The organism is Telluria mixta, assembly GCF_029223865.1.
In the GTDB taxonomy this organism is placed as follows: domain Bacteria; phylum Pseudomonadota; class Gammaproteobacteria; order Burkholderiales; family Burkholderiaceae_D; genus Telluria; species Telluria mixta.
This window is the reverse complement of the sequence record NZ_CP119520.1, coordinates 7,056,255-7,078,145: the sequence shown is the minus strand read 5'-3', so window position 1 is coordinate 7,078,145 and position 21,891 is coordinate 7,056,255. Positions and strand designations below refer to the sequence as shown.

Annotated in this window: 20 protein-coding genes; 8 read left to right on the top strand and 12 right to left on the bottom strand. The window is 60.6% G+C overall.

The window, feature by feature from the left end:
* Positions 1–17: 17 nt before the first annotated feature.
* The 4 genes from P0M04_RS31095 (at position 18) to P0M04_RS31080 (ending at position 3,825) form a co-directional block, all read left to right on the top strand.
* A complete protein-coding gene (locus P0M04_RS31095; RefSeq protein ID WP_259450398.1) occupies positions 18–1,352 on the top strand; it encodes an oligosaccharide flippase family protein in 1,335 nt (444 codons plus the stop codon).
* Complete coding sequence (locus tag P0M04_RS31090) at positions 1,353–2,279, top strand: glycosyltransferase family protein (RefSeq protein ID WP_281042228.1); 927 nt, start codon at positions 1,353–1,355, stop codon at positions 2,277–2,279. It begins immediately after the preceding gene.
* On the top strand, positions 2,276–2,614 hold the full coding sequence (locus tag P0M04_RS31085) for a glycosyltransferase (RefSeq protein WP_281042227.1): 339 nt from the start codon (positions 2,276–2,278) through the stop codon (positions 2,612–2,614). Before P0M04_RS31090 ends, P0M04_RS31085 begins: the two co-directional genes overlap by 4 nt.
* 272 nt (positions 2,615–2,886) lie before the next feature.
* Entirely contained in the window at positions 2,887–3,825 is a 939-nt protein-coding gene (locus P0M04_RS31080) for a hypothetical protein (protein ID WP_259450396.1), read from the top strand.
* A 228-nt stretch (positions 3,826–4,053) separates the two neighbouring features.
* On the opposite strand, the gene P0M04_RS31075 is transcribed toward P0M04_RS31080, so the two are convergent.
* The gene (locus tag P0M04_RS31075; protein WP_259450395.1) at positions 4,054–5,253 is read right to left on the bottom strand and encodes an acyltransferase family protein; all 1,200 of its coding nucleotides are present in this window, start codon (positions 5,251–5,253) and stop codon (positions 4,054–4,056) included.
* A gap of 224 nt (positions 5,254–5,477) precedes the next feature.
* On the opposite strand from P0M04_RS31075, the gene P0M04_RS31070 reads away from it, so the two are divergent.
* The 4 genes from P0M04_RS31070 (at position 5,478) to P0M04_RS31055 (ending at position 9,211) form a co-directional block, all read left to right on the top strand.
* On the top strand, positions 5,478–6,677 hold the full coding sequence (locus P0M04_RS31070) for a glycosyltransferase family 4 protein (protein WP_307734317.1): 1,200 nt from the start codon (positions 5,478–5,480) through the stop codon (positions 6,675–6,677).
* A gap of 68 nt (positions 6,678–6,745) precedes the next feature.
* Positions 6,746–7,342: a sugar transferase gene (locus P0M04_RS31065; protein WP_259450393.1), complete on the top strand. Its 597-nt coding sequence runs from the start codon at positions 6,746–6,748 to the stop codon at positions 7,340–7,342.
* 4 nt (positions 7,343–7,346) lie between these two features.
* Positions 7,347–8,540, top strand: a complete 1,194-nt coding sequence (locus P0M04_RS31060) for a DegT/DnrJ/EryC1/StrS family aminotransferase (protein ID WP_259450392.1) — start codon at positions 7,347–7,349, stop codon at positions 8,538–8,540.
* An 8-nt stretch (positions 8,541–8,548) separates the two neighbouring features.
* Positions 8,549–9,211, top strand: coding sequence for a hypothetical protein (locus P0M04_RS31055; protein WP_259450391.1), 663 nt, complete (start codon positions 8,549–8,551; stop codon positions 9,209–9,211).
* Here the strand turns inward: P0M04_RS31055 and P0M04_RS31050 are convergent.
* The 11 genes from P0M04_RS31050 to P0M04_RS31000 form a co-directional block, all read right to left on the bottom strand.
* The gene (locus P0M04_RS31050; protein WP_259450390.1) at positions 9,208–10,395 is read right to left on the bottom strand and encodes a right-handed parallel beta-helix repeat-containing protein; all 1,188 of its coding nucleotides are present in this window, start codon (positions 10,393–10,395) and stop codon (positions 9,208–9,210) included. The genes P0M04_RS31055 and P0M04_RS31050 overlap by 4 nt on opposite strands.
* A gap of 65 nt (positions 10,396–10,460) precedes the next feature.
* On the bottom strand, positions 10,461–11,570 hold the full coding sequence (wecB, locus tag P0M04_RS31045) for a non-hydrolyzing UDP-N-acetylglucosamine 2-epimerase (protein ID WP_259450389.1): 1,110 nt from the start codon (positions 11,568–11,570) through the stop codon (positions 10,461–10,463).
* Positions 11,571–11,607: 37 nt separating this feature from the next.
* Positions 11,608–12,348 (bottom strand): polysaccharide deacetylase family protein, encoded by a 741-nt coding sequence (locus P0M04_RS31040; protein WP_259450388.1) that lies wholly within the window; start codon positions 12,346–12,348, stop codon positions 11,608–11,610.
* A 35-nt stretch (positions 12,349–12,383) separates the two neighbouring features.
* On the bottom strand, positions 12,384–13,079 hold the full coding sequence (locus tag P0M04_RS31035; RefSeq protein ID WP_259450387.1) for a hypothetical protein: 696 nt from the start codon (positions 13,077–13,079) through the stop codon (positions 12,384–12,386).
* The gene (locus P0M04_RS31030) at positions 13,051–14,181 is read right to left on the bottom strand and encodes a glycosyltransferase (protein ID WP_259450386.1); all 1,131 of its coding nucleotides are present in this window, start codon (positions 14,179–14,181) and stop codon (positions 13,051–13,053) included. Before P0M04_RS31030 ends, P0M04_RS31035 begins: the two co-directional genes overlap by 29 nt.
* Before the next feature lie 27 nt (positions 14,182–14,208).
* Complete coding sequence (locus P0M04_RS31025; RefSeq protein ID WP_259450385.1) at positions 14,209–15,348, bottom strand: DegT/DnrJ/EryC1/StrS family aminotransferase; 1,140 nt, start codon at positions 15,346–15,348, stop codon at positions 14,209–14,211.
* A 31-nt stretch (positions 15,349–15,379) separates the two neighbouring features.
* Positions 15,380–15,988, bottom strand: a complete 609-nt coding sequence (locus P0M04_RS31020; protein WP_259450384.1) for an acyltransferase — start codon at positions 15,986–15,988, stop codon at positions 15,380–15,382.
* Between the two features lie 2 nt (positions 15,989–15,990).
* Positions 15,991–17,052 carry a Gfo/Idh/MocA family protein gene (locus P0M04_RS31015; protein WP_259450460.1) on the bottom strand — a complete coding sequence of 354 codons (1,062 nt, stop codon included), beginning with the start codon at positions 17,050–17,052 and terminating at the stop codon, positions 15,991–15,993.
* Between the two features lie 11 nt (positions 17,053–17,063).
* Positions 17,064–18,392, bottom strand: coding sequence for a nucleotide sugar dehydrogenase (locus P0M04_RS31010; RefSeq protein WP_259450383.1), 1,329 nt, complete (start codon positions 18,390–18,392; stop codon positions 17,064–17,066).
* Between the two features lie 51 nt (positions 18,393–18,443).
* Positions 18,444–20,474 carry a polysaccharide biosynthesis protein gene (locus P0M04_RS31005; protein WP_259450382.1) on the bottom strand — a complete coding sequence of 677 codons (2,031 nt, stop codon included), beginning with the start codon at positions 20,472–20,474 and terminating at the stop codon, positions 18,444–18,446.
* Between the two features lie 404 nt (positions 20,475–20,878).
* Positions 20,879–21,871 (bottom strand): N-acetylmuramoyl-L-alanine amidase-like domain-containing protein, encoded by a 993-nt coding sequence (locus P0M04_RS31000; protein ID WP_259450381.1) that lies wholly within the window; start codon positions 21,869–21,871, stop codon positions 20,879–20,881.
* Positions 21,872–21,891 lie beyond the last annotated feature (20 nt).

The window sequence follows — 21,891 nt, the reverse complement described above, 5'->3', positions numbered from 1 at the left end:
AGCCAACGAGGAAGACAATGATGCGAAGCCTGTTTGCAGCGTTCTCATTGGGGCGATCTCCGGATTCGCGCTTGAACCTGTCTGCGACCATTGGCGCGACTGTCGCCCGCCAGATCATGTCCGGTTCCTTGTATTTTGCGGGGATGTGCATCACCGCGCGGATGCTCGGGCCGGCGGGCAACGGGGTCCTGGCCACGGCGATGTTGCTGCCACAGGCACTGTACGCATTTCTCAACCTCGGCATGGGCGCGAGCCACGTGTACCACCTGAGCTCCGGTTCCGGCAATCCGCGCCAGATGCGCATCGCGAACTGGATCCTCGCGGCCCTGCTATGGATCGCGGTCGCGCTGGTGCTGGTGGCAGGCAGCGAGCAACAAATCGCCCGTTACCTTCCCGGCATACAGAAAGGCCTGGCCCTGTATGCCAGCCTCCTGTTCCCGCTGCTGCTGCTGGCAGGGTGGTCATCGTCGATGATCCGGGGCCAGCGCGACTACCGCACCTACAACAAAACGCTGTTGGTCCACCCCTTCATATTTTTCGCCACGGTTGCCGTATTGGGCGTGACCGGGAACGTCAGCGTGGCGGCCGTGGTGACCTGCCACCTCATTGGCCAACTGTCGCTCTGGCTGATGAGCGAATCGCGGCTTCGGAAAATTGCGCCCGGCGCCGCCGGCGAGTACCGATTGCGTGATGCGATTTCGTTCGGGCTGCGCGCCCATGTCAGCAATGTCATCACGTTTCTTAACTACAGGCTCGCGTTGTATCTCGTTAGCTTCATGTTGGGCGCCACCGCGACCGGATTCTACGCGCTCGCGGTACAGCTGGCGGAGATGCTGTGGCTGTTTTCGGGCGCCGCGTCGTCGATCGTGTACCCGGAGTCGGCCGCCAACAGCAGGTCGCCCGAGGCGCTGGAAGCGATGGTGACGAAAGTTGCGAGACTGGTGGTGCAGGTGACGCTGGCCGGCGCGCTGGTCGCCGCCGCCGTCTCGTGGTTCGTGATCCCCCTCGCATTCGGCAAGGATTTTCGGGGCAGCGTGGCACCGTTCATTATTTTGCTGCCCGGGATCGTCACCTGGAGCTATATGAGCATCATCTCCAATGCTCTTGCCGGGATGGGATTTCAAAGAGTGAACATCCAAGGCGCAATCCTGTGCCTTGCGGTCAATGCCGGCTGCGGCGTCCTCGCCATTCCGGTCCTGGGAACGAGCGGTGCGGCACTCGCGTCGACGGTCGCGTTTTCGATCACAGCCCTTTATACCGTCGTCATGTACAGGAAGATCATGGCAGTGAAACGGGCAGAGGCCAGTGGCATGCGAGCCGATGTCGTGACCTTTGTCGATGGAGACGAGTGAATGAAACAAGAACGCATACTGGTGGTGACCACCTCTTACCCTTACGGCCGGAACGAAGCCTTCATCAAGGCCGAACTGGAATATCTGTCCCAGTGTTTCGCGCAGGTAGAACTTGTGCCGAGCTTCTATCCACAGGACGCCGCGCCGCGCCCGACATCGTTGCCGGTCAATCTCGGTTACGCGAATGCGCGGTGGGGCGTGCGGCGAAGCTTCATCCTGGTCAGTTCATTTTTGGGAGGATTGTGGCGTTACGCATGGCTCGATGATGCGCGGCGTGTCATGCGCGGCGCGCACCGCTGGGAGAACGTGAAGGAATTGGCGCGAGCCTTGTACCGCGCTTGTCTGTTCGAGCGCTTCCTGGTCGAGCAGATCAAGCACGCGAACAAGAAAATCGACATGGTCTATTTCTACTGGATGTTTCCGGAAATCGCAGGCGCGATCCGTTTCCGGGACGTGTACCAGCCCTCGCTCAAGGTGGTGGCGCGAGCCCATCGCGGCGACCTGTATGAGGACAAGCGCAGCGGTGGCTATGCAGGGTTGCGGCATGGCGTGTTGGCAGGCATCGACGCGGTCTTCAGTATTTCGGACCATGGCAGAGCCTACGTGATGCGGGAGCATCCGGTGGCGGCACGAAAATGCTTCACGGCGCGCCTCGGTGTGGATGACCCGGGGTTCGAAAACACGCAGCCGCAGGAGGAAGCGCTCTCGGTCGTCTCGTGTTCCTTCGTCGTCGAGGAGAAGCGCCTCCACCTCGTCGTCGAAGCGATTGCGCACCTGCTGGAGGAAAAACCTTCGCTGAGCGTCCGGTGGACCCACATCGGGGACGGTGGGCTGTTCGAGGAGCTACGGGCTTACGCCCAGTCGAAGCTGGGGGAAGGCGTGCCGAGGTCGTATTTACAGGCTATCTTGCGCAGGAGGATGTCATGAAGCTGTACCGGGAGCAAAAATTTGACGTGTTCGTCAACGTCAGTTCAAGCGAAGGGATTCCGGTCAGTCTCATGGAGGCGAGTTCGGTCGGGATCCCGATGGTGGCGACCGACGTTGGCGGCAACGGCGAAATCGTCAATGAAAGCAATGGGATCCTGATCCCGGCCGATCCGGACGCCGCAACGATTGCCGGCGCGCTGGCGCACTTCCGCGACAGGGTATCGGCTGCGCCGTACCGCACGCGTGCGCGCTCCGATTGGCAAGCAAAATATAGCGCCGCCCATAATTACCCGCAGTTCGGCCAATCCCTGGTCGACATTGCATCCCGTCCCTGACATGAGCGCGCCGAGCCGCCTCGAGTCGCCTCTGGTGTTCCTGGCGTTCTTTTGCACGCTGTTTCTGTTCTTTACGCCATTCGAACAGGGCGGTCCCAATCCTTCGATGATTCCGCGGTACCTGGTGGCGGGCGTGTCATTGATGCTGCTGTTTCCCTTGTTAGCGGTCCGGTCGGTGCGGCTGCGTGCGCCCACTGTGCATGTGTCGCTCGTGCTGTCGCTAATCTTTATGCACGCAACCCTGGTCATCCTCCGACCCCGGCCAGTTCGCCATGCTCATCGCCGCCGACATGTGCGCGGCGATGCTCCTGTACGAGCTCTCGTTCCATTGGCGACGGGAATTCCGGGCGGCAATCGCATGGCTGCTGGTGCTTAACGTTCTGTTCATCGTGTTGCAGGCATTCCTGTTTTTTGCGACGTCGGCCGGGATAGTCGACTTCTACAAGATGCTCTTCGGCGCGGAGAGCCGCTTTTCCGAAGACTACCTGAACATTACGCGGTTTTCCGGTTTCCACGTCGAGCCGGGCACCTATGCGAACTATATGGGTTGCCTGCTGGCGATCATGATGCTGGTGTCCGAATTCAGCGAGCGACTGGTGTTGCTGACTTGCGTGTCGATCATCGGCATTTTCCTGACCAATTCGGGCTCGTCCGTCTATTTCGTCCCGCTGGTGACATTGTTGGGCCTCTACCTGTGGCGAAAAGAGGTCCGGCCACTCCACCTCATCGTTCTCGCCGCGGCGATCGCGACGTATCTGATCGCATCGGGCATCGTGACACATTTGGAGGAGCGGTTCATCAATCAACCGTCCGACGGTAGCTTGACGCATCGGATCGAGGGCCTTGCCGCGTACCGCGCGAAGAGTGTCGAAGAAAAGTTCGTGGGCATCGGCTTCGTTAGCGATCCATGTGTTCGTTGCCACTACCAGGACATCGGCGTCCTGTTCAACCTGACCACACGGGGCGGCGCGGTGGTGACGCTAGCTCTGTTGGGGCTGCTCGTGCGGATGATCCGGGTCAACGGGGTGCTGTTGGCGATCTTGCTGGTACTCGTCCCGTTGAACGAGAAGATGTTTTTCTATGAACCGCCAGTGTGGCTGTTCGTGTTGTTTGCGTTGACCGGGCCGACTCACGCTGCGCGGCGTAAGGCGACCACGCCAGGAACGGTGCACCCCGGCGGGGTCGCACCGCCGAGGGAGCGCTTGCCGTAGCGAGACGTCGCTCGTTGCATGCCGGCGTCCTGTTGTCCGCGGGTGGCGTCGGCACGGCCGACAATGCCTGTCGACCCAAACAGTGGCCCTTATCAGGAGCGCCTTGTCCTCGGCCGGTGGAACTGCCGCCGCTGATGGCTCCTGGACCACACGGCGCAGTTGTCGACATCGGTGCTTACGAGTTTTAACATAGCGCCGTGCCTGCCCACCGGAGACCCCGTCCGGGCCCTAGTCGGCGCGAAAGGTCGGCGAGACGCGCGCGTGGGCAGGGCGCTGCAGCAGCATGCGTTTGAGCAGCCGCCGAATCTGGTACGTGCGCGATTCGAACAGCAGGTACGACAAGTAGGCTCCTGCGAGCAACGCGGCAAGCATCCCCAGATAGATCGCGAAGTGCAGCGGCTCGTGCGGCGACAGCTCGCGCAGCCCCCAACGCTTCAACGCCCAATGCTGCAGCAGGCCAATCAGCGGCACATGAACAACATAGAGGCTGAAGGAAAATTCTGCGAAAAAGGTTCCGATTCTGCCCAGGAGCGGCTGCAGCTTCGACGTTGCAGCGGCCTTGAATTGGAGGCTCGACAAGAGCACCAGGAACACCAGGCTGCATCCCAGGTCGGGCAGTATATTGGCCAGCGTGAACGCATTCATGTCGCCGGTGAGCCGGTAATACGCCCACAGCGCGGCGACCAGGATCAACCAGCCCGCACGCTGCGCGGTGCTGCACTCGATCCTGATCCGCGAAAAAGCCACGCCCAGCAGCCAGACCGCGAAATAGGCGACGATCGCAGCGGGCAACAGGGCTGCCAGCAGGAGCAGCGTGGCGCCGCACGCAACGCGCAGGGCGAGGCCGGGGGCGCGAAACAGAACGACCAACAGCGGGAACAGTATGTAATACCAGGTCTCGTTGGCCAGGCTCCACAGCGGGAAGTTGCCGCCGAAAGTGGGGGTTGCGATGGTCTGCAGGCCGACCAGGTTGGCGCCGAAGACGATGGCGGAGTAATCGTTGGCAGGGTGAAAATCGATGCCCTGTGCATCCACGATACCGGTACCGAGACCGAACAGCAGTGTCAGCACGAAGGTCGGAATCAGCACGGTCCACAAACGCGTTATACGGTCGATCGCATAGCTGGCGATCGCATCGGGCTGCCGGATCTTGTCGAGCAGGCTGCCCCCCACCAGCCAGCCGCTGATGACGAAAAACACCAGCACCGCATGGTGTGCGAAGCCGGTGGCGAACGTGAATCCCTTGAACCAGATCGATGGATCCGTCACGGTACGGAGGCCCGGGTACATGTCGGCACGCAGGTGCGCGGCAGCAACCTCAATAGCTGCCAGCCCGCGCAACAGCGAAATAAATACTGAATGCCAACTGTCATTGCCGCTTTGGCTGTGTACCTGGAATACAACCCTCGGTATTTTTTTAGTTCTCATAATAAATTCCCTTTTTGGAATAGCTATACCTGGCCGTCGGCATGCAATCGGTTCTCCGTCGGACGATATCGAATTGGGAATTGGTCTTATTGACGCCGCACAAAGCACGGGCGAGATTTTCAAGCGGCGTGCAACTTGATTTTAATCAGTCTGGATAATTCTTCGAAATATGATAATTCATCCTATTGGGCGATCGCCGATTGGAATTATCACATTTCGAAACGATGCGAATTCTTTACATCAATCACTATGCGGGTTCTCCACGCTATGGCATGGAGTATCGGCCATATTACCTGGCACGAGAGTGGGTGCGCATGGGACATGATGTGCAGATTGTTGGCTCTTCGCAATCTCACATTCGAAGCAGACAGCCCCAGCTCGCAGGGCAATATCGCCAGGAAGAAACCATCGACGGCATTGAATACACCTGGTTTCAAACGCCCCAATATTCCGGCAACGGTATCGGGCGGGTGCGCAATATGGCTTCCTTCGTCAGCCGTTTATTCCTCGAGAGCAAGCGGATTGCCACATCGTTCAAACCGGATGTGGTGATTGCGTCGAGCACGTACCCAATGGATATCTGGCCCGCGCACCGGATAGCAAAATCGGCCGGCGCCAAACTTGTTTTCGAAATACATGACTTATGGCCGCTGACACCAATGGAACTGGGAGGGATGTCGAGGTGGCATCCTTTCATCATGGTGCTTCAGGCAGCCGAGGACTACGCCTATCGTCATGCGGATACGGTCGTGTCGATGCTTCCAAAGGTGCATGAGTACGTGGAATCCCGCGGAGTACCACGTGACAGGCTACATATCGTCCCGAACGGCGTCGATCCGTGGGAATGGTCGTCAGGACGTGCCGAACTCCAGGCAAACGTCGAGGTGGCACTTTCCGCTATCAGGAATGCAGGAAACTTTGTGGTTGGCTATGCGGGGACTCACGGCGTCTCGAACTCGCTGAACACCTTGCTCGATGCCGCGGCACTCATGCGCGACGAGAAAGTGGTTTTTGTGCTGGTTGGAAGCGGGCCGGAGAAATCAGGCTTGCAGCGCCGGGCGCGGGCGGAGCAGTTGCAAAACGTCCGCTTCATCGATCCGGTGCCCAAGGAGCAGATCCCGGCACTGCTCCAGCGTTTCGACATCGCTTATATCGGCTGGCAACGCCAGTCCCTCTACCGTTTCGGCATCGCGCCAAACAAGCTGATGGATTACATGATGGCTGCCCGCCCAGTATTGCATGCCGTCGAGGCCGGTAACGATCCGGTAGGCGAAGCTGGCTGCGGTTTGACGGTTGCACCGGAAAATCCGGAGGTTGCGGCGCAAGGTATCCGGAAGCTGCTGGCTTTGCCCCCGGGGAGCGTCAAGCCATGGGGCTGTGCGGCAAGCGTTTTGTCATGGATAACCATACTTACCCCTTCCTGAGCGAACGTTTTCTGGCTGCCTGTTGTTAATAGAGCGCAGAAGCATTGCTCATTTGAGAGGTCGATAAAATGTCCAGAATCGACATTTTATTTAAAAGAGCATTTGACATCGTTGCATCGCTTGCGGGGTTGCTGCTGTTTGCGCCGGTAATACTCCTATGCTGGCTTGTCGCGGCGCTCGATACCCACAGCAATGGATTTTTTATACAAAGGCGTATCGGGCGCCATGGCCGTGTCATTCACGTTTGCAAGATCAAGACGATGTATCCGGGTGACGGCAAGCGCAGTCCCATCGCGTCAAGAAATATCAGTTCGATTTCGCGATCCGGCCGCTTTCTTAGAAAATACAAACTCGATGAATTGCCTCAGCTGTTTAATGTATTAATCGGAAGCATGAGTTTTGTCGGGCCCAGGCCGGATGTGCCTGGCTATGCGGACCGTTTGCAAGGAGAGGACCGCATCATTCTTTCATTGCGACCCGGGATTACCGGGCCGGCCTCCATCAAGTACAGGGATGAGGAGTCCATCCTGGCGGCGGTCGACGATCCGGAGGCATATAACGACAGGATCATCTGGCCCGATAAGGTAAGAATCAACCGGGAATACTTCAATAACTATTCCCTGTTGCGCGATTTTCAGTACATTTTTAACACTATTTTCGGATAATGTCATGAGTACTTCATGCGCTACCTGGCCAAGCTTCTCCGTCGAGGAAGCAACCGCGGTCAAGAATGTCATCTTGTCGAATAAAGTCAATTATTGGACGGGCACGGAATGCCGGGAGTTCGAAAAGGAATTTGCGGCATGGGTCGGGACGCGGTACGCCGTCGCACTGTCGAACGGTACGCTGGCGCTGGACGTTGCACTCAAGGCGCTTCGCATATCGCCGGGCGATGAGGTGATCGTGACGCCAAGGACGTTCCTCGCTTCCGCGAGTTGCATCGTCAATGCGGGCGCGATTCCCGTGTTCGCCGATGTGGACCGGGACAGCCAGAATATTACGGCCGAGACCATTCGGGCAGTCCTGACACCGCGTACCAGGGCGATCATCTGTGTCCACCTGGCAGGCTGGCCATGCGACATGGACCCGATTATGGAGCTTGCCCAAGAACACGACATATTCGTAATCGAGGACTGTGCCCAGGCCCACGGGGCGCGCTACAAGGGGCAGATGGTGGGAAGCATCGGTCACATCGGCGCCTGGTCATTTTGCCAGGACAAGATCATGACCACGGGCGGCGAGGGCGGCATGGTGACCACGAATTCCCGTCAGTGGTGGAGCACCATGTGGTCATACAAGGACCATGGCAAGTCGTGGGACGCCATGTACGAACGTCAGCATCCTCCCGGGTACCGGTGGGTGCACGAGTCCTTTGGTACCAACTGGCGGATGCTGGAAACCCAGGCCGTTATCGGGCGTATCCAGCTCCAGCGCATGGCGATGTGGACGTCTCAGCGCCAGTCGAATGCCTCGAGGATTGCCGCAACATGCCGGGAATGTGCGGCATTGCGGGTTCCAGTGGTGCCGGCCGACGTGCAACATGCCTTCTACAAGTTCTATGTGTTCGTGGAGCCCGAGAAGCTGGCAGGCGGCTGGACGCGCGACCGGATCATCGAGGAAATCTCTGCAAGGGGCGTCCCATGCGTCCAGGGCACCTGTTCGGAACTCTATATGGAGAAGGCGTTCGACAACACAGGTTTCCGCCCAACGAACCGGTTGCCGGTCGCGAAGGAATTAGGCGAAACAAGCCTGATGTTCCTCGTACACCCGTCCCTGAGCAATCAGGATATCCAGAAGACCTGCCTGGTCATCAGGGAAGTCATGGCCATGGCGGAGGGCGCCGAACTGCCGGCGGGCCCGTGATGTCGTGGATGCATGTCATCGATATCGGCCATACGGCGATGATGGTGCCGATGGCGGGTGCGATCGCCGTCTGGCTCATGTCCGGTCGCGCATGGAAGCTGGGTTCGTGCTGGTGCCTGATCTTTGCCGCTGGGCTGGGGCTGGTTGCACTGTCCAAGATTTCCTTCCTCGGGTGGGGGCTGTCTGTTCCTGCGCTCGGTTTCAAGGCGCTGAGCGGTCATGCGTGGCGGACAGCGGCAGTATTGCCTGTTCTGTTTTTCGTCCTTCTGCAGGGCGCTCCCGACACATGGCGCAAGCGCGGATTCGCGTTCGGTGTGGTGCTTAGTATCGGCCTCGGCGTACTGCTCATCGTGTTCAGGTTTCACACGACATCGGAGGTTCTTGCGAGCCTGCTCCTTGGCGTCGCTGCGGGCCGTGTCTTTGTACACCTGTCGGCCACACTGCCGGCACCTGTCGCCAATCCGCAGGCAGTAGCGATCAGCTTGCTCACTTTCTTTATCATCTGCAGTTTGAAGCCGTCTGCGATCAATCACCGGCTGGTCGACGTCGCGCTGTATTTCTCCGGGCGCGACCATCCTTATCGATGGACCTGCGATGTGGACGTGTGCGCCGCTCGGCAGCACGCGCCATTGAACGGTGCGTCGAAAGCGGATCTGCGCCGCTCCGGTTAATGTCCGGCTGCCCCGGAGCTGTATGCGCCGAGCTCTACCCGCGTGTCGTGGGCAGACGCGGAAGCCACGTCTGGCGATACGGGGGACTCGACGCTTTTACGGATAGCCGGTGAGGTTTTTTGTAAACGATAATCACCAGTACCATCTGCCTGGTAATTCACGAACTCGGGATCGGCTGAGATCGTGCCGCTGATGTGGCCAGCCGCGTGCACATTGGTGCCGCTCAAGTACACCAGGTTATCAATGTAGCGGTTGTTGGCGCCGACCTTGCCGCCTTCGATAATCCCGTAGGTGATGTTGTCGTAGACGATATTGTTGGCAACGTAGTTGTTTTCTGACCCGTTCGGCAAGGTTCCAGCGTCTCCGCCGCCGATGAGTATGCCGATTTTGCAGCGGAAAACCGTGTTGTGCATGATGGTTGAATCGGTGGCGCCATGCCACTGTTGAATGCCTGCCAGTGCAACGCCAGAAACAATGTTGTCGACGACCGTATTCTTCGGGTTGGCGATGTAAATTCCCTGCACCGTGTTGCACTTTCCGATCATCGAGTAGCCGATATTCCTGACGACGTTTCCTTTGATGAGCACCTTTCCGGCGCCGCCGTTGGTATCGATCGCGGCGCCGCCGTTACCCGTGCAGCCGCCGCTGACCGTCAGGTCGTGAATGAAGTTGTTCGCGATCGTGAGATTCGTCCCGTCCGCCAAAATGCCGTGCCGCCCGGTGCCGCTGATGTCGAACCCCTCGATATCGACATAGTTCCCCTTGGAGTGCCAGGCGATGCCGGTTCCCGACACGATGATTTTTGCGCCCCATCTGACGTCCGATACGAATTTGAGCCGAGCGGACGGTGTACCGCTACGCAGCGTGTCGATGCCCGCGCTGTCGGGACCTGGGGCGGAAACCTTGTATTCGCCGGGGGCCACATGGATGGTGTAGCCGGGCGCGGCGGCGGCATCTGCTCGCCCGATCGTCAAGAAGGGCTCGTCTTTCGTCCCGGGGTTCGAGTCGGCGCCATGGGGTGACACGTACAGCTGCCTGGTGTCGGCACAGGAGGCGAGCAGGACGGCCAAGCCCAGGAGTGAAACGCCGCGCGCGGCCACTGGAAGCCACAGGTCGCCGCGGGCTCGGGCTCTGTGAACGTCTGGCACACGGCAGGGTTTATCGAATGGTGTGGTCTCCGTCATGCGTACCTCCGTGATGTCGGTCGACGCCGCTCTGGCGTCGCCCTGCCAGGCAGAGTGCCGGCGGTTCAGGCAAGCTCGTTCGATAGACGTTGCACGATCCGGACTGCGGCGTCCCCCGAGCCATAAGGGGCAATGTCGTCGCCGATACTTCCAAGGCCGGCACGCAGCGACTGCAGCACCGAGGTGGCATCGACCGGTGGCGCCAGCCGGTTCCACCCGGCGTCCACCAACTCTGTCCATTCGGTTTCGTTCCGTAAGGTTACACAGGGAACTCGATAGAAAAAGGCTTCTTTCTGTACACCACCGGAATCGGTAGCAATGATCGCAGCGTGCTTCTCCAACTGCACCATCGCCAGATAACCCAGTGGATCCAGCAGGACCACTGCGTCCTGCAATGCCTGCAATTTGCCCTGTTCCGCGAGGGTGGTGCGTGTCCGGGGATGCAGGGGCATCACTATTTGGATATCCCTGGCGAAATGCGTAAGGGCGTCGACAATCGTCGTAACTCTGACGGGATCGTCGGTATTCTCTGCGCGGTGAATGGTGGCCAGACAATACTCGCCAGCCCGGACGCCGTGCTTGTCCCGCAGTCGGGCCAGTACGCCCCCGTCTGGCGTGACCCGTGCGCCATGCCGAAGCGCGACATCGAGCATGACGTCGCCAACCTGATGAATCCGACCGGGGCTGGCCCCTTCGTCCAGCAAATGCACGCCGGCCACATGGTTGGGTGTGAAAAGCCAGCGCGAGACCCGGTCTGTGAGAATGCGGTTGACCTCTTCCGGGGATCTCATGTTAAAAGAACGCAAACCTGCTTCGACGTGCGCGATCGGGATGTGCAACTTGATCGCCGCCAAGGATGCTGCAAGCGTGGAATTGGTATCGCCATATACCAGGACGGCATCGGGCTTTTCGTGGAACAATATTTTTTCAATGTCGATCAACATGCGTCCAGTCATGTCCCCATGCGTGCCGCCGTGAATCCCGCATTGATAAGCGGGCGGCATCATCCCCAGCTCTGAAAAAAAGACATCCGACATGTTGGTGTCGAAGTGCTGGCCCGTGTGCACGACGATTTCACGAAGTTGGTCGGACTCGGCGAGGACGGCGGAGACGGCACTCGCCTTGATGAATTGGGGGCGGGCGCCGATCACTGTGACGATTTTCTTTGGATTCATGAGCTTTTTTTGCTTGCCGGTTGAGTGGGGGCGAGGCTTACCAGGTCACAGCTTCATAAAAGCGGAAAAGATTGTCCTTGGTGTTTTCCTTCCAATTCGTTTCAAACTGCCGCGGGTGGGTCACGAGACAAAAGCTGCGGTGTGCGGCGACCACATTCAGGGGAGAGGTCGGCCAGTAATATTGTGGAGGCGGCCGATCCACGATATACATGTCGATGTGGTCGAGCAGGAAGCGGTCGTAGGCCTCGCACTCGATGCCGCATTCTTCGCGCAACTGGTCGTCGGCGAGAATCTCCGTATTGTTCACCTTCAGGCGGCGGTTCGCGAAGTCCCCATGGCCGGCGACGGTGCGAAGCTTTTTTCCGAGCTGCTGCTCGAACCACTGGAAGTTGTTGCGAAAGACATTCCTGATTTCGGGAAGACGATCCCGCACGAGGGCAGGATCCTTGATCTTGTTCTTCTTGGCGAAAGATGCCACTTCTTCGTAGTGGTAGCTGGCCTCGCTGCCGTAGTCTTCAATTTCACGCATCAGGCCAAAATCAAGCGTCGACAATCGGAAGTAATAGCTCGCCTTGATGCCATACCTTCTCTCCATCTCGAATAATTTCCTGGTCGTGCGCAGGTCCGTATCGATGTCATGCCTGTGCACGATGACTGTCGAGGCCGCCGAGTGGCCGGTCCGTGTACGGTCGAGGAAATCCCGGAGCGAGGTCTGGATATAGCCGGCGTCCCTGGCGGCACAAATCAGTTTTTCGTGCGTACGCAGGCGCGACGGCATCCCATAATCGCTGTAGATGCGCCTTAGTAAGGTAGTCATTGGAGTGAATATTTCGCGCGATAGGGTTCGAAACCGAGCATCGTCTTGAAGGTCCTGAGCCCGGGACTGGCACCGAAGAACGTGTCATACATGAGGTAGCCGTAGGCGTGGGTCTCGATCATCCTGCAGATAATCTCCGTCACCATCAGGTGCATGGCGCCGTCATTGTTGCGCAGGCCGAGCAGGCGATCGAAGGCGACAAAATTGCCGAACAACCCGACGTCACTGTAGGCCGTCAGTTTTCCAGCGGGATTTAACACCCCAAAATACTTGTAATTTTTTTCCACGATAAACTGAGCCTGTTTTTGCCGATATGCCTCGGGCATCGGCCGGCCCTGGCGCTGATCGAGCGAAGTGTTGATCTCATGGATGTCCTCCACGAAATCGTTCTTGTCGATCTCTACGACCGTGTAGCCGCGCGACCTGGCCTTCCTGGCGTGGTAGGCCGCCGAGTTTCGACCCTTCACGTTCTCCATATACGTTTCGGGGTTGGCAAAGCGCTTCAGGTCGACCAGCGCCGCGCCTAACGATTTGTTCTGGAAGATTTTGTACTTCGGGTGAGGCTTGGTGAAATGGGCGTGCATGCGCCGCACCGCATCCGGATTCAGGTCCAATCGAAATTCGAGGCGTGCGACGGGGAGTTTGCTGATGTCGAGCGCCAGATTAAACAGCTGCGAAAGCTTGCCTGTCATGGGATATCGCTCCGTAGAAGTCGGTCAGCCTGTTTGCCTGGACGGTCCAGTTGTACTTCTCCAGCACGGCCCGGCGGCCGTTTTCGCCCATTGCCTGCGCGGCCTGTGGATGGGTCACAACGTAATCGATCGCGGCTGCGATCGCTTTAGGATCGAGCGGGTCGACGCAGATCCCGCACTGATTGCCTTCGATGATGTCGCGCCAGAGCGGGAAATTCGAGGCGATCACGGGAATACCGGACGACATGTACTCGAACATCTTGGTCGGGTGGGAATCCAGGTGGTTCGGGAGCGGATGAAAGGTCACGATGCCCGCCAGGGAACGCTTCATCACTTCACGCACACCCCGGCGGTCGAGGAAACCATGCGCATTCACGCGCCGCCATCCAGGGCTGGCCTTCACTTCCGCCTCGACCGACGGTTCGGAAAACGTCCCGACCAGGTTCACCCGTGCCGCCGAGTCCAGGAATTGACCCGCCTGGACCAGTTCGCGGATGCCGCGGATACCGCCGATACCGCCGACATAGCAGACCTCGGCCTGCTTGTTTTCCCATGGTCCGCCGCCATCGAGTTCTCCCACCATGGGGAAATTGTTGACGTCGACAGTGAGGGGATGAATCTTGAGGAAATTGTCTCTGATGAACGGGGTTGCGGTGATGATCCCGTCGAAGCGCGAGCAGGCATGCCGCTCCACAGCCGAATAGGCGGAGGACAGCATCATGCGCGACAAAGGGCCCAGGTATGGCTTGCCCAGGAGCTGGCGCGCAACATCCTCATGCGAGTCGAAGATGACCTTCTTGCCGCGCCGCTTGAGCCGCAATCCGACGAGGAGCAGCTCGGGATCATGCAGTTGATAGATATCTGCATCGAGAGCGATCGCCTTGTCGCCGACGCGGTGCGTGGTCGTCAGGACGCGCTTGACGCGGCCACGCAGGCACCCAACATCGGTGATCGATACCCCATCGCGTTGTTCGTCACCCAGGCCGTCGGCAACGACCAGGGTCACGTCATACCCGTGCGCGGCCAGGGTCCGACACTGCTTGATGAAGATGCGCGTGTCGTTGCGAGGGTGGGCTGATGTGAGATGCACGATCTTGCACATTGTGGGGCATCCTTCTGCGTGAACGGCCTACTCCGGCAATGCCACGGGGTCCGAGCTGCTGCGTCGGGTGACGTCCGCGGCGGTCAGCAATACAGTGGCAACCTGTTGCGCATTCGCCGTCGACAGATAGGGGCCCATCGGCAGGCTCATCACTTTTCCTGCCATCTCGACGGAAACCGGACAGGCATCCGTTGAGCCCGGCGATGCATACGCAGGCTGGCGGTGGATGGGGACCGGGTAATGGATGGCGGTCGGAATCCCGGCCCGGAGCAGCGCCGCCTGCAGCACATCGCGCTGTTCCAGTACCACGGTGTACTGGGCGTAGACGCTGGTGCGGTCATCCCGCCGGCCGACAGGACGGACTTCCGTGTCCCCGTCGAGCAACAGCGAATCGTAGACGGCGGCGGCGCGCTGGCGTTGCTGCAATTCCCAGTCGAACAGCTCCAGCTTGGCCAGCACGATTGCGCACTGCAGGGTGTCCATGCGGCCGCCAACGCCGATGCGGGTGTGCACGTAGCGCTTCGACTGCCCGTGCACGCGGATTTCGCGCATGGCCTTGGCCAGCTCGTCGTCACTGGTGAACAGGGCACCCCCATCGCCATAGCAGCCGAGCGGCTTGCTGGGAAAGAAGCTGGTGCAGCCGATCGCGGACAGGTTGCAGCTTTGTCTGCCGCGGTAGGTGGCGCCGAAGCTCTGGGCGGCGTCCTCGATGACGGTGAGACCGTGGCGCAGGGCGATCGCATTGATCTCGTCCATGTCCGCCGGCTGTCCGTACAGGGACACGGGGATGATCGCCCGGGTGCGCGCCGTGATCTTCTCTTCGATCAGCCCCGGCGCGATATTGCAGGTGACCGGATCGATGTCGACGAATACCGGGGTCGCCCCGAGCAGCACGATGGCCTCGGCGGTGGCAATGAAGGTGAAGGGGGTGGTGATCACTTCGTCGCCGCGGCCCACGCCCAGCGCCATCAGCGCAATCAGCAACGCCTCCGTCCCGGAGGCCACGGTGATGCAGTGGCTGGCGCCTGTGTACCGGGCCAGGCGCTCCTCGAGTTCGGCCACTTCGGGGCCCATGATGTACTGGCCATGGTCGAGGACAGCCTGGATGCGGCCATTGATCAGGTCGCGCGATGCTTGATATTGGGACTTGAGGTCGATGAATTCCATGGTGATCGGTCCGTTCGCGATTCAGTGTGGTTCAGGGACAGGAGTGGGTGGAAACGATGCTGCAGACGCCGTCGACCAGCAGGTACGATTCGCCGGTATGGGGACAGACCGCCTCGCCGTTGCCGGCCAGCGGCAGCGGCAGGCGTTCGCCGAAACGGCTGATCCAGCCGACCTGGCGCGCCGGCACGCCGGCCATCAGGGCGAAGTCGGGCACGTCGCGCTTGACCACGGCGCCGGCGCCGATGAAGGCATAGGAACCGATCGTCACGCCGCAGACGATGGTGGCGTTGGCGCCGATGCTGGCGCCGCGCCGGACCAGGGTGCGCCGGTATTGATCCTTGCGGACGATGCCGGCGCGCGGGTTATAGACGTTCGTGAAGACCATGCTGGGGCCGCAGAACACTTCGTCTTCGAGCGTCACCGCGTCGTAGACGGAGACGTTGTTCTGGATCTTGACGCGGTCCCCGATGACGACGTCGTTGCCCACAAAAACGTTCTGGCCGAGCGAGCAGCCGGCGCCGATGCGGGCACCGCCGCAGACATGCGCGAAGTGCCAGACCCGCGTGCCGGGACCGAGCACGGCGCCGTCGTCGACGATCGCGCTCGGGTGGACGGCCTTGCTGTCGAAGGGAGCGTTCATGGTCAGTACTCCAGCGGCAGGGCCACGCGCTTGCCGTCGCGCGCTGATTTGTAGGCGGCGATCAGCACTTCGAGCGATTTCAGGCCCTCGCGTCCGTCGGTCTCGGGCTCCGCCTCGCCGCGCAGTACCTTGATCACGTTGTCGTAGTACAGCGGGTGGCCAAAGCCGTAGACCGAGGTGGTTTCATAGCTGGCGTCGCGCACCTTGTCGTCGTCCGGATCGGACGTGGCGAATTCCCATTGCTGAATCTCGTTCACGGCCACGCCGCCGATGCGCACCGTGCCGTGCTCGCCCAGGACCGTGATCGAGCCTTCGAGGTTGCGCGGGTAAGTCAGCATGGTGACGTTCATCGAACCCAGCGCGCCGTTGCGCCAGCGCAGGCTGAGTACCCCGGTGTCCTCGACCTCGATGTCGCGCGCCAGGGTAGCGGTATAGGCCTGCAGGCTCTCGACCGGGCCGACGATCCAGTCGATCAGGTCGACGTAGTGGCTGGCCTGGTTCATGAAGGCGCCGCCGTCGAACTCCCAGGTGCCGCGCCACTTCGCGCTGTGGTAGTACTCGGGCGGGCGGGTCCAGAACACGTTCAGGTTGACCATATAGATGCGGCCGAAGCGCTTCTTGTCGACCGCCTGCTTGAGCAGCTGCAGGGTGGCGTTGCGGCGGTTCTGCTTGACCACGAACATGCGTACCCCGGCAGCGTCGGCCGCGGCCACCATGCGCTTGCCGTCCTCCCAGCGGGTCGCCATCGGCTTTTCAGTCATCACGTGCCGGCCGCTGTTGGCGATCTGGATCGATTGCTCGGGATGCAGGCCGGAAGGCGTGGTGACGACGACGATGTCGGCGTCCACGCGGCGCAGCATCTCCTGGAGACTGGTATAGCCTTCGGCGCCGGTCATCCCGACCGCGCGGTCGAGCGCACGCGGGTCGACGTCGCAGACGCCAACCAGCTCGGCGCGGTCGTGGTGCTTGCGCAGGGCCTCGAAGTGGTTGTTGGCGATGCGGCCGCAACCGACCAGCGCGAAGCGGATCTTGCGGTCCGGGATGGGAGCAGGATAGTGGCGCATCATGGCGGTCCTCAGGCTTTTACGACGTTCGGCAGGGCGGCGAGGTAGACGCCGCGTGTGTCGACGATGAGACTGGCGTACTGTCGTACAAGGTCGTAGTCGAAGGCGGAGTGTGCCGTGGCCAGCAGTACGACGTCGTAGGAAGCGATGCGCTGCGGGGTGAGTTCGACGCTTTTCAGGTCGAAGTGGTGTTCGCGCATGCGTGGAAAGACGGGTACATGTGGATCGGCATAGTCGACGACCGCCCCTTTGTCGCGCAGGATTTCCATCAGTTCGACGGACGGTGATTCCCGCATGTCCTCGACGTCTTTTTTGTAGGCGATGCCCAGGACAAGCACGCGGCTGCCCATGACCGCTTTGCCGCGCTGGTTCAGGGCATCGGCGAGTTTGCTGACGACCCAGTGGGGCATGTCGCTGTTGATTTCCCCGGCGAGTTCGATGAAGCGCGTGTGCAGCCCGTATTCGCGTGCTTTCCACGTCAGATAAAACGGGTCGATCGGGATGCAGTGCCCGCCGAGACCGGGCCCGGGGTAATAAGGGGTGAAGCCGAAGGGTTTCGTTGCGGCCGCGCGGATGACCTCGTGGATGTCGATCTTCATGCGGTCCGCGATGATCTTCATCTCGTTGACGAGACCGATGTTGACGGCCCGGTGGATGTTTTCCAGCAGCTTGGTCAGCTCCGCCGCGCGGGTTGAACTGACGGGTACGACACGGTCGATTGCCGCGCTGTACAGTGCGATCCCCGCTTCGAGACAGGCCGGCGTGACGCCGCCGCACACCTTGGGTATCGTACGGGTGTGGAAGTCGGGATTGCCCGGGTCCTCGCGTTCCGGCGAGAACACGAGAAACATGTCGCGTCCAATGACGAAGCTGCGCGATTCGAGGCGCGGCTTGAGTTCCTCGTCGGTGGTACCCGGGTACGTGGTACTTTCCAAAGACAGTACCTGCCCAGGGCGCAGGAAGGGCAGGAGAGCGTCCGTCGTGTCCAGGACGAAGGACAGGTCGGGTTCGCGATACGGGTTGAGCGGCGTCGGCACGCAGATGATCAATGCGTCCGGTTCGCCTGCGCGCGTGAAATCGGTGGTCGCTTCGAAGCCGTGGCTGCGCGCATGTGCGATGTCGGCAGCGGGGATGTGGTTGATGTAGCTTTCACCCCGGTTGAGACGCTCGACCTTGCCGCCGTCGATGTCGATCCCGAGTACGCGGAAGCCGGCTTCGGCATAGCGTAGCGTCAGCGGCAGGCCGACATAGCCCAGGCCGATGATGCCGATGAGGGCAGTGCGCTCACTCAGACGGGTAGTGAGCTGTTCGAGATAAGCCGGTTTGCTTTCGTCACGCATGTGTGTCCTCGCCAAACGGGTTGGGTAAAAGGGGCGTTCAGGTCTTCGCGCCTATATCCGGAACGGCACGAATTTCTTGATCAGGGCCAGACGTTCCTGCGGCGCAGCGATCGGGGCCTGTGTCGCAACAGCCGGGGATGAAGCCGGGGCCGGAGCCGGCGCCGCAGATGGAGCCGACACGGGCCCTTCGGCATGCCGGCCGGGGTTGTATTCGGTGACGATGGCCTTGACCATGCCTTCGATCAGGCCGCGTTCGTGCGTGTCGCAGGCCATCATCAGGCAGTTGATGAAGGTGTCCAGCACGCTCGGCCGCAAGGCGTTTTCTTTCATGCGCATGATGCGCGGGTGTTCGCTCGGGAAGACGACGCCGTCGGTCAGCAATTCCTCGTGCAGCTTTTCGCCAGGGAAGAGGCCGACAAAGCGGATTTCGACGTCCCCGCCCGGATTCTGCTGCGTTTTCTCGGTCAGGCCGGACAACGCGATCAGCGTCCGTGCGAGGTCCACGATACGTACGGGCTCGCCCATGTCGAGCACGAACACGTCGCCCCCCTTTGCCATCGCCCCTGCCTGGATCACCAACTGGGCCGCTTCGGGAATCAGCATGAAGTAGCGCGACACCTCGGGGTGCGTGATGGTGACCGGGCCGCCGCGTGCGATCTGGCGTTGGAACAGGGGAATCACCGAACCCGACGACCCCAGCACGTTCCCGAAGCGGACCATGCAGAATGTCGTGTCCGTGCCGGGTCTCGCGGCCGCTGCCTGGAAGATGAGTTCTGCGATGCGCTTGCTGGCGCCCATGATGTTGGTCGGACGCACCGCCTTGTCGCTTGAAATCAGCACGCAGGTTTCGACGCCATGCCTTGCCGCAGCCGTGGCGACCACCTGGGCGCCCATCACGTTGTTGCGCAGGCCTTCGACGATATTCGTTTCGACAAGGGGAACGTGCTTGTAGGCGGCGGCGTGGTAAATGGTGTCGACGCGATTGTCGCGGAGGATGCGTTCGACCAGGTCCGCATTGCAGACGGAGCCCAGGTGTGCTTCGACGGGGACGTCCGGAAAGCGATTGGCGATCTCCTGGCGGACCGTGTATAGCGCAAACTCGGAGTGGTCGAGCAGATGCAACCGGCTGGGCCTCAGCGTGGCGATCTGCCGACAAAGCTCGCTCCCGATGGAGCCGCCGGCCCCCGTCACCATGACGTTTTTTGCGCGTACGCAGAGAGCGAACAGGTCGAGGCGAGGCGGTACCGGCGCGCGGCCGAGAAGGTCTTCGAATTTCAGGTCGCGGATGCTCTCGCGCGGCGTGACCTTGTCGTCGGCAAGGTCGACGAGACGGCTCAGGATCTTGGTGCTGATCCCGGCCTGGGCCAGCCGCTGCATGATGTCACGCAGGCGTCCGGGGGCCGCGGCCGGGATGGCGATCACGATGGAGCGGATGCCCATGGCCTTGACCGTTTCCACCAGGCGATCGGTGTGGAAAACGCGGAGGCCGCCAATGGTGCGTTCACTGAGTGCGCGCTTGTCGTCGAAAAAGCAGACCGGACGATATTCGTCGCTGTTGCGCATCGTCTGCGCCAGTTGGGCGCCCGATTCTCCGGCGCCGTAGATGGCGACCACTTCCGACGTGCCGCGCTGGTTCCCGTTCAGAGTGCGCAGAAGATTGCGCACGCCGACGCGGGATGCAATGACATACGAAAAAGCGATAAACCAGTAAATTGCCAAAGCACTGCGTGGAAAATTCGCTTCATTCACCGAAAATGTGATGGTATATGCGCAAAGAACGGCAATTGCCAGGGCAAGGCCGGTTGCGCTCAATAATCGCTGGTCGATAAAACGGATTACGGCGCGATAAAGATCCGAAATGAAAAAAGCCGCAATGGTGACGATCGCTACGAGGACATAAGAACCGGGCCCGTAATGGGACGCGAGTTTCAAATCGCCGCCGCGCAGGAGCATCGCGGCCAGAAAACAAAATGGCAATGCGATCAGATCGGCCGTGACCATCAGCGCGATTTTCGTCGTGCGATGCAGGGACACCATCCGGGTGCAAAAGCGGTGGACGAATACGTGGTTGAGCTTGGCCATAATTCTGGAGCATCGCGTGAGTTAATGAATGCAAACTTCCAACGTGCGAAACAGGCACTGGTATCCCGGGGGAAGGAGTTTTTGTTGTTATATTTATTGGCGGATAAATTGTTGTTGGATATTTTGCTGAGCGAGTTTCGTTATTATCTCGGCGCCTATTAATAAAGGTTTGACCATGCTCAACCGGCTATAGGGAATTCTTTTCGGAATCCCAAAAAGATAATATTTGGAAATTAACCGTAGGAATATATTTCCATGATTAATTTTTAATTGAAATGGGAACGATTGGAAAAGCGATGTGGCGCCGCGCATACGACGCGGCGCAGCAGTGGAGCGGAGGCGATGAAAGGAAGGCGGCGCCCGTCGATCCCATCGGGTGCGATGGGATCGACGGGGCGCGAGTCTCAGGCGCCGGCCGGATGGCCCGGTCGGGGCTGCGGTGCCATCGGCGGCACCACGATGTCGTCGTTCAGGCGCAGGAACTTGAAGCCGGCGAGCACCTGGCCGTTCTTGCCTGCCTGGCGGTTGCGTTCCTCGCGTGCGGCGGCGCGGGCGATATAGGACTCGAAGGTTTCCTCGCGCACCTGCGGCTCGGAGGAGTGGAGGAAGTGGCGCTCGCCGTCGGGCCCGAGCACGACGAGGCCCACGTGCGAGGCCCAGTACTGGCCGTCGCGCGTCGAGATCACGTTGACGAGATCGCCTTCGCGCAGCTGGCTCGCGATGGCCGCCACGCGCTCTTTCGGCACGTACGCCTGGCGGCTCGTCTCGACGGGGATGCTGGCGTCAGTGTGATGGCGCGTCTTGAGGAAGCGGGCACGGTCGATCGTCATCGTGTACGCGGGGCCGTCGGCGCCCGCCAGGTCGGCGCTGATGTCCGTGACGAGCCAGCGGTTCGCCACGTTCCAGTCCATCTCCGTGTAGTGGTTGCGCGTGGCCACGCCGACGATGCCGTCGCGGTAGCGGATGCGCTGCAGCATCCAGAAGAATTCTTCCCATGACTGCGACAGGGCCATCGCATACGTGTGCTCCGCGAACACGACGCAGTCGCTGTGGTCCAGGCTGAACATCGGCAGGTCGTCATGCACCTGGTACGGGAATTCGCCCAGCAGGTTCAGGCGGTACGGCTGGCCGAGGTTCTTGCGGCCGATGGCGGCGATGCGCTTGCGCAGGTCGGGTTCGGCCTCGTGCGCCCACGCGATGTAGCGGCCTGCTTCGACGGGATGCATGCGGTACAGCGGCTTGCCCAGGATCGTATCGAGCGGCTCCGTGGCGGCGGCTTGCGCGGTCGTGCTGGCCTCGGCGGCGACCGGCGCGGCGACCGGCGCGGCGGGCGGCGTCGCGCAGCCGGCAACGAGCGTGGAAAACAGGAGCGCGGGCAGCGCGCGGACAGGACGCATGGCGAGGATCTCGATGAATA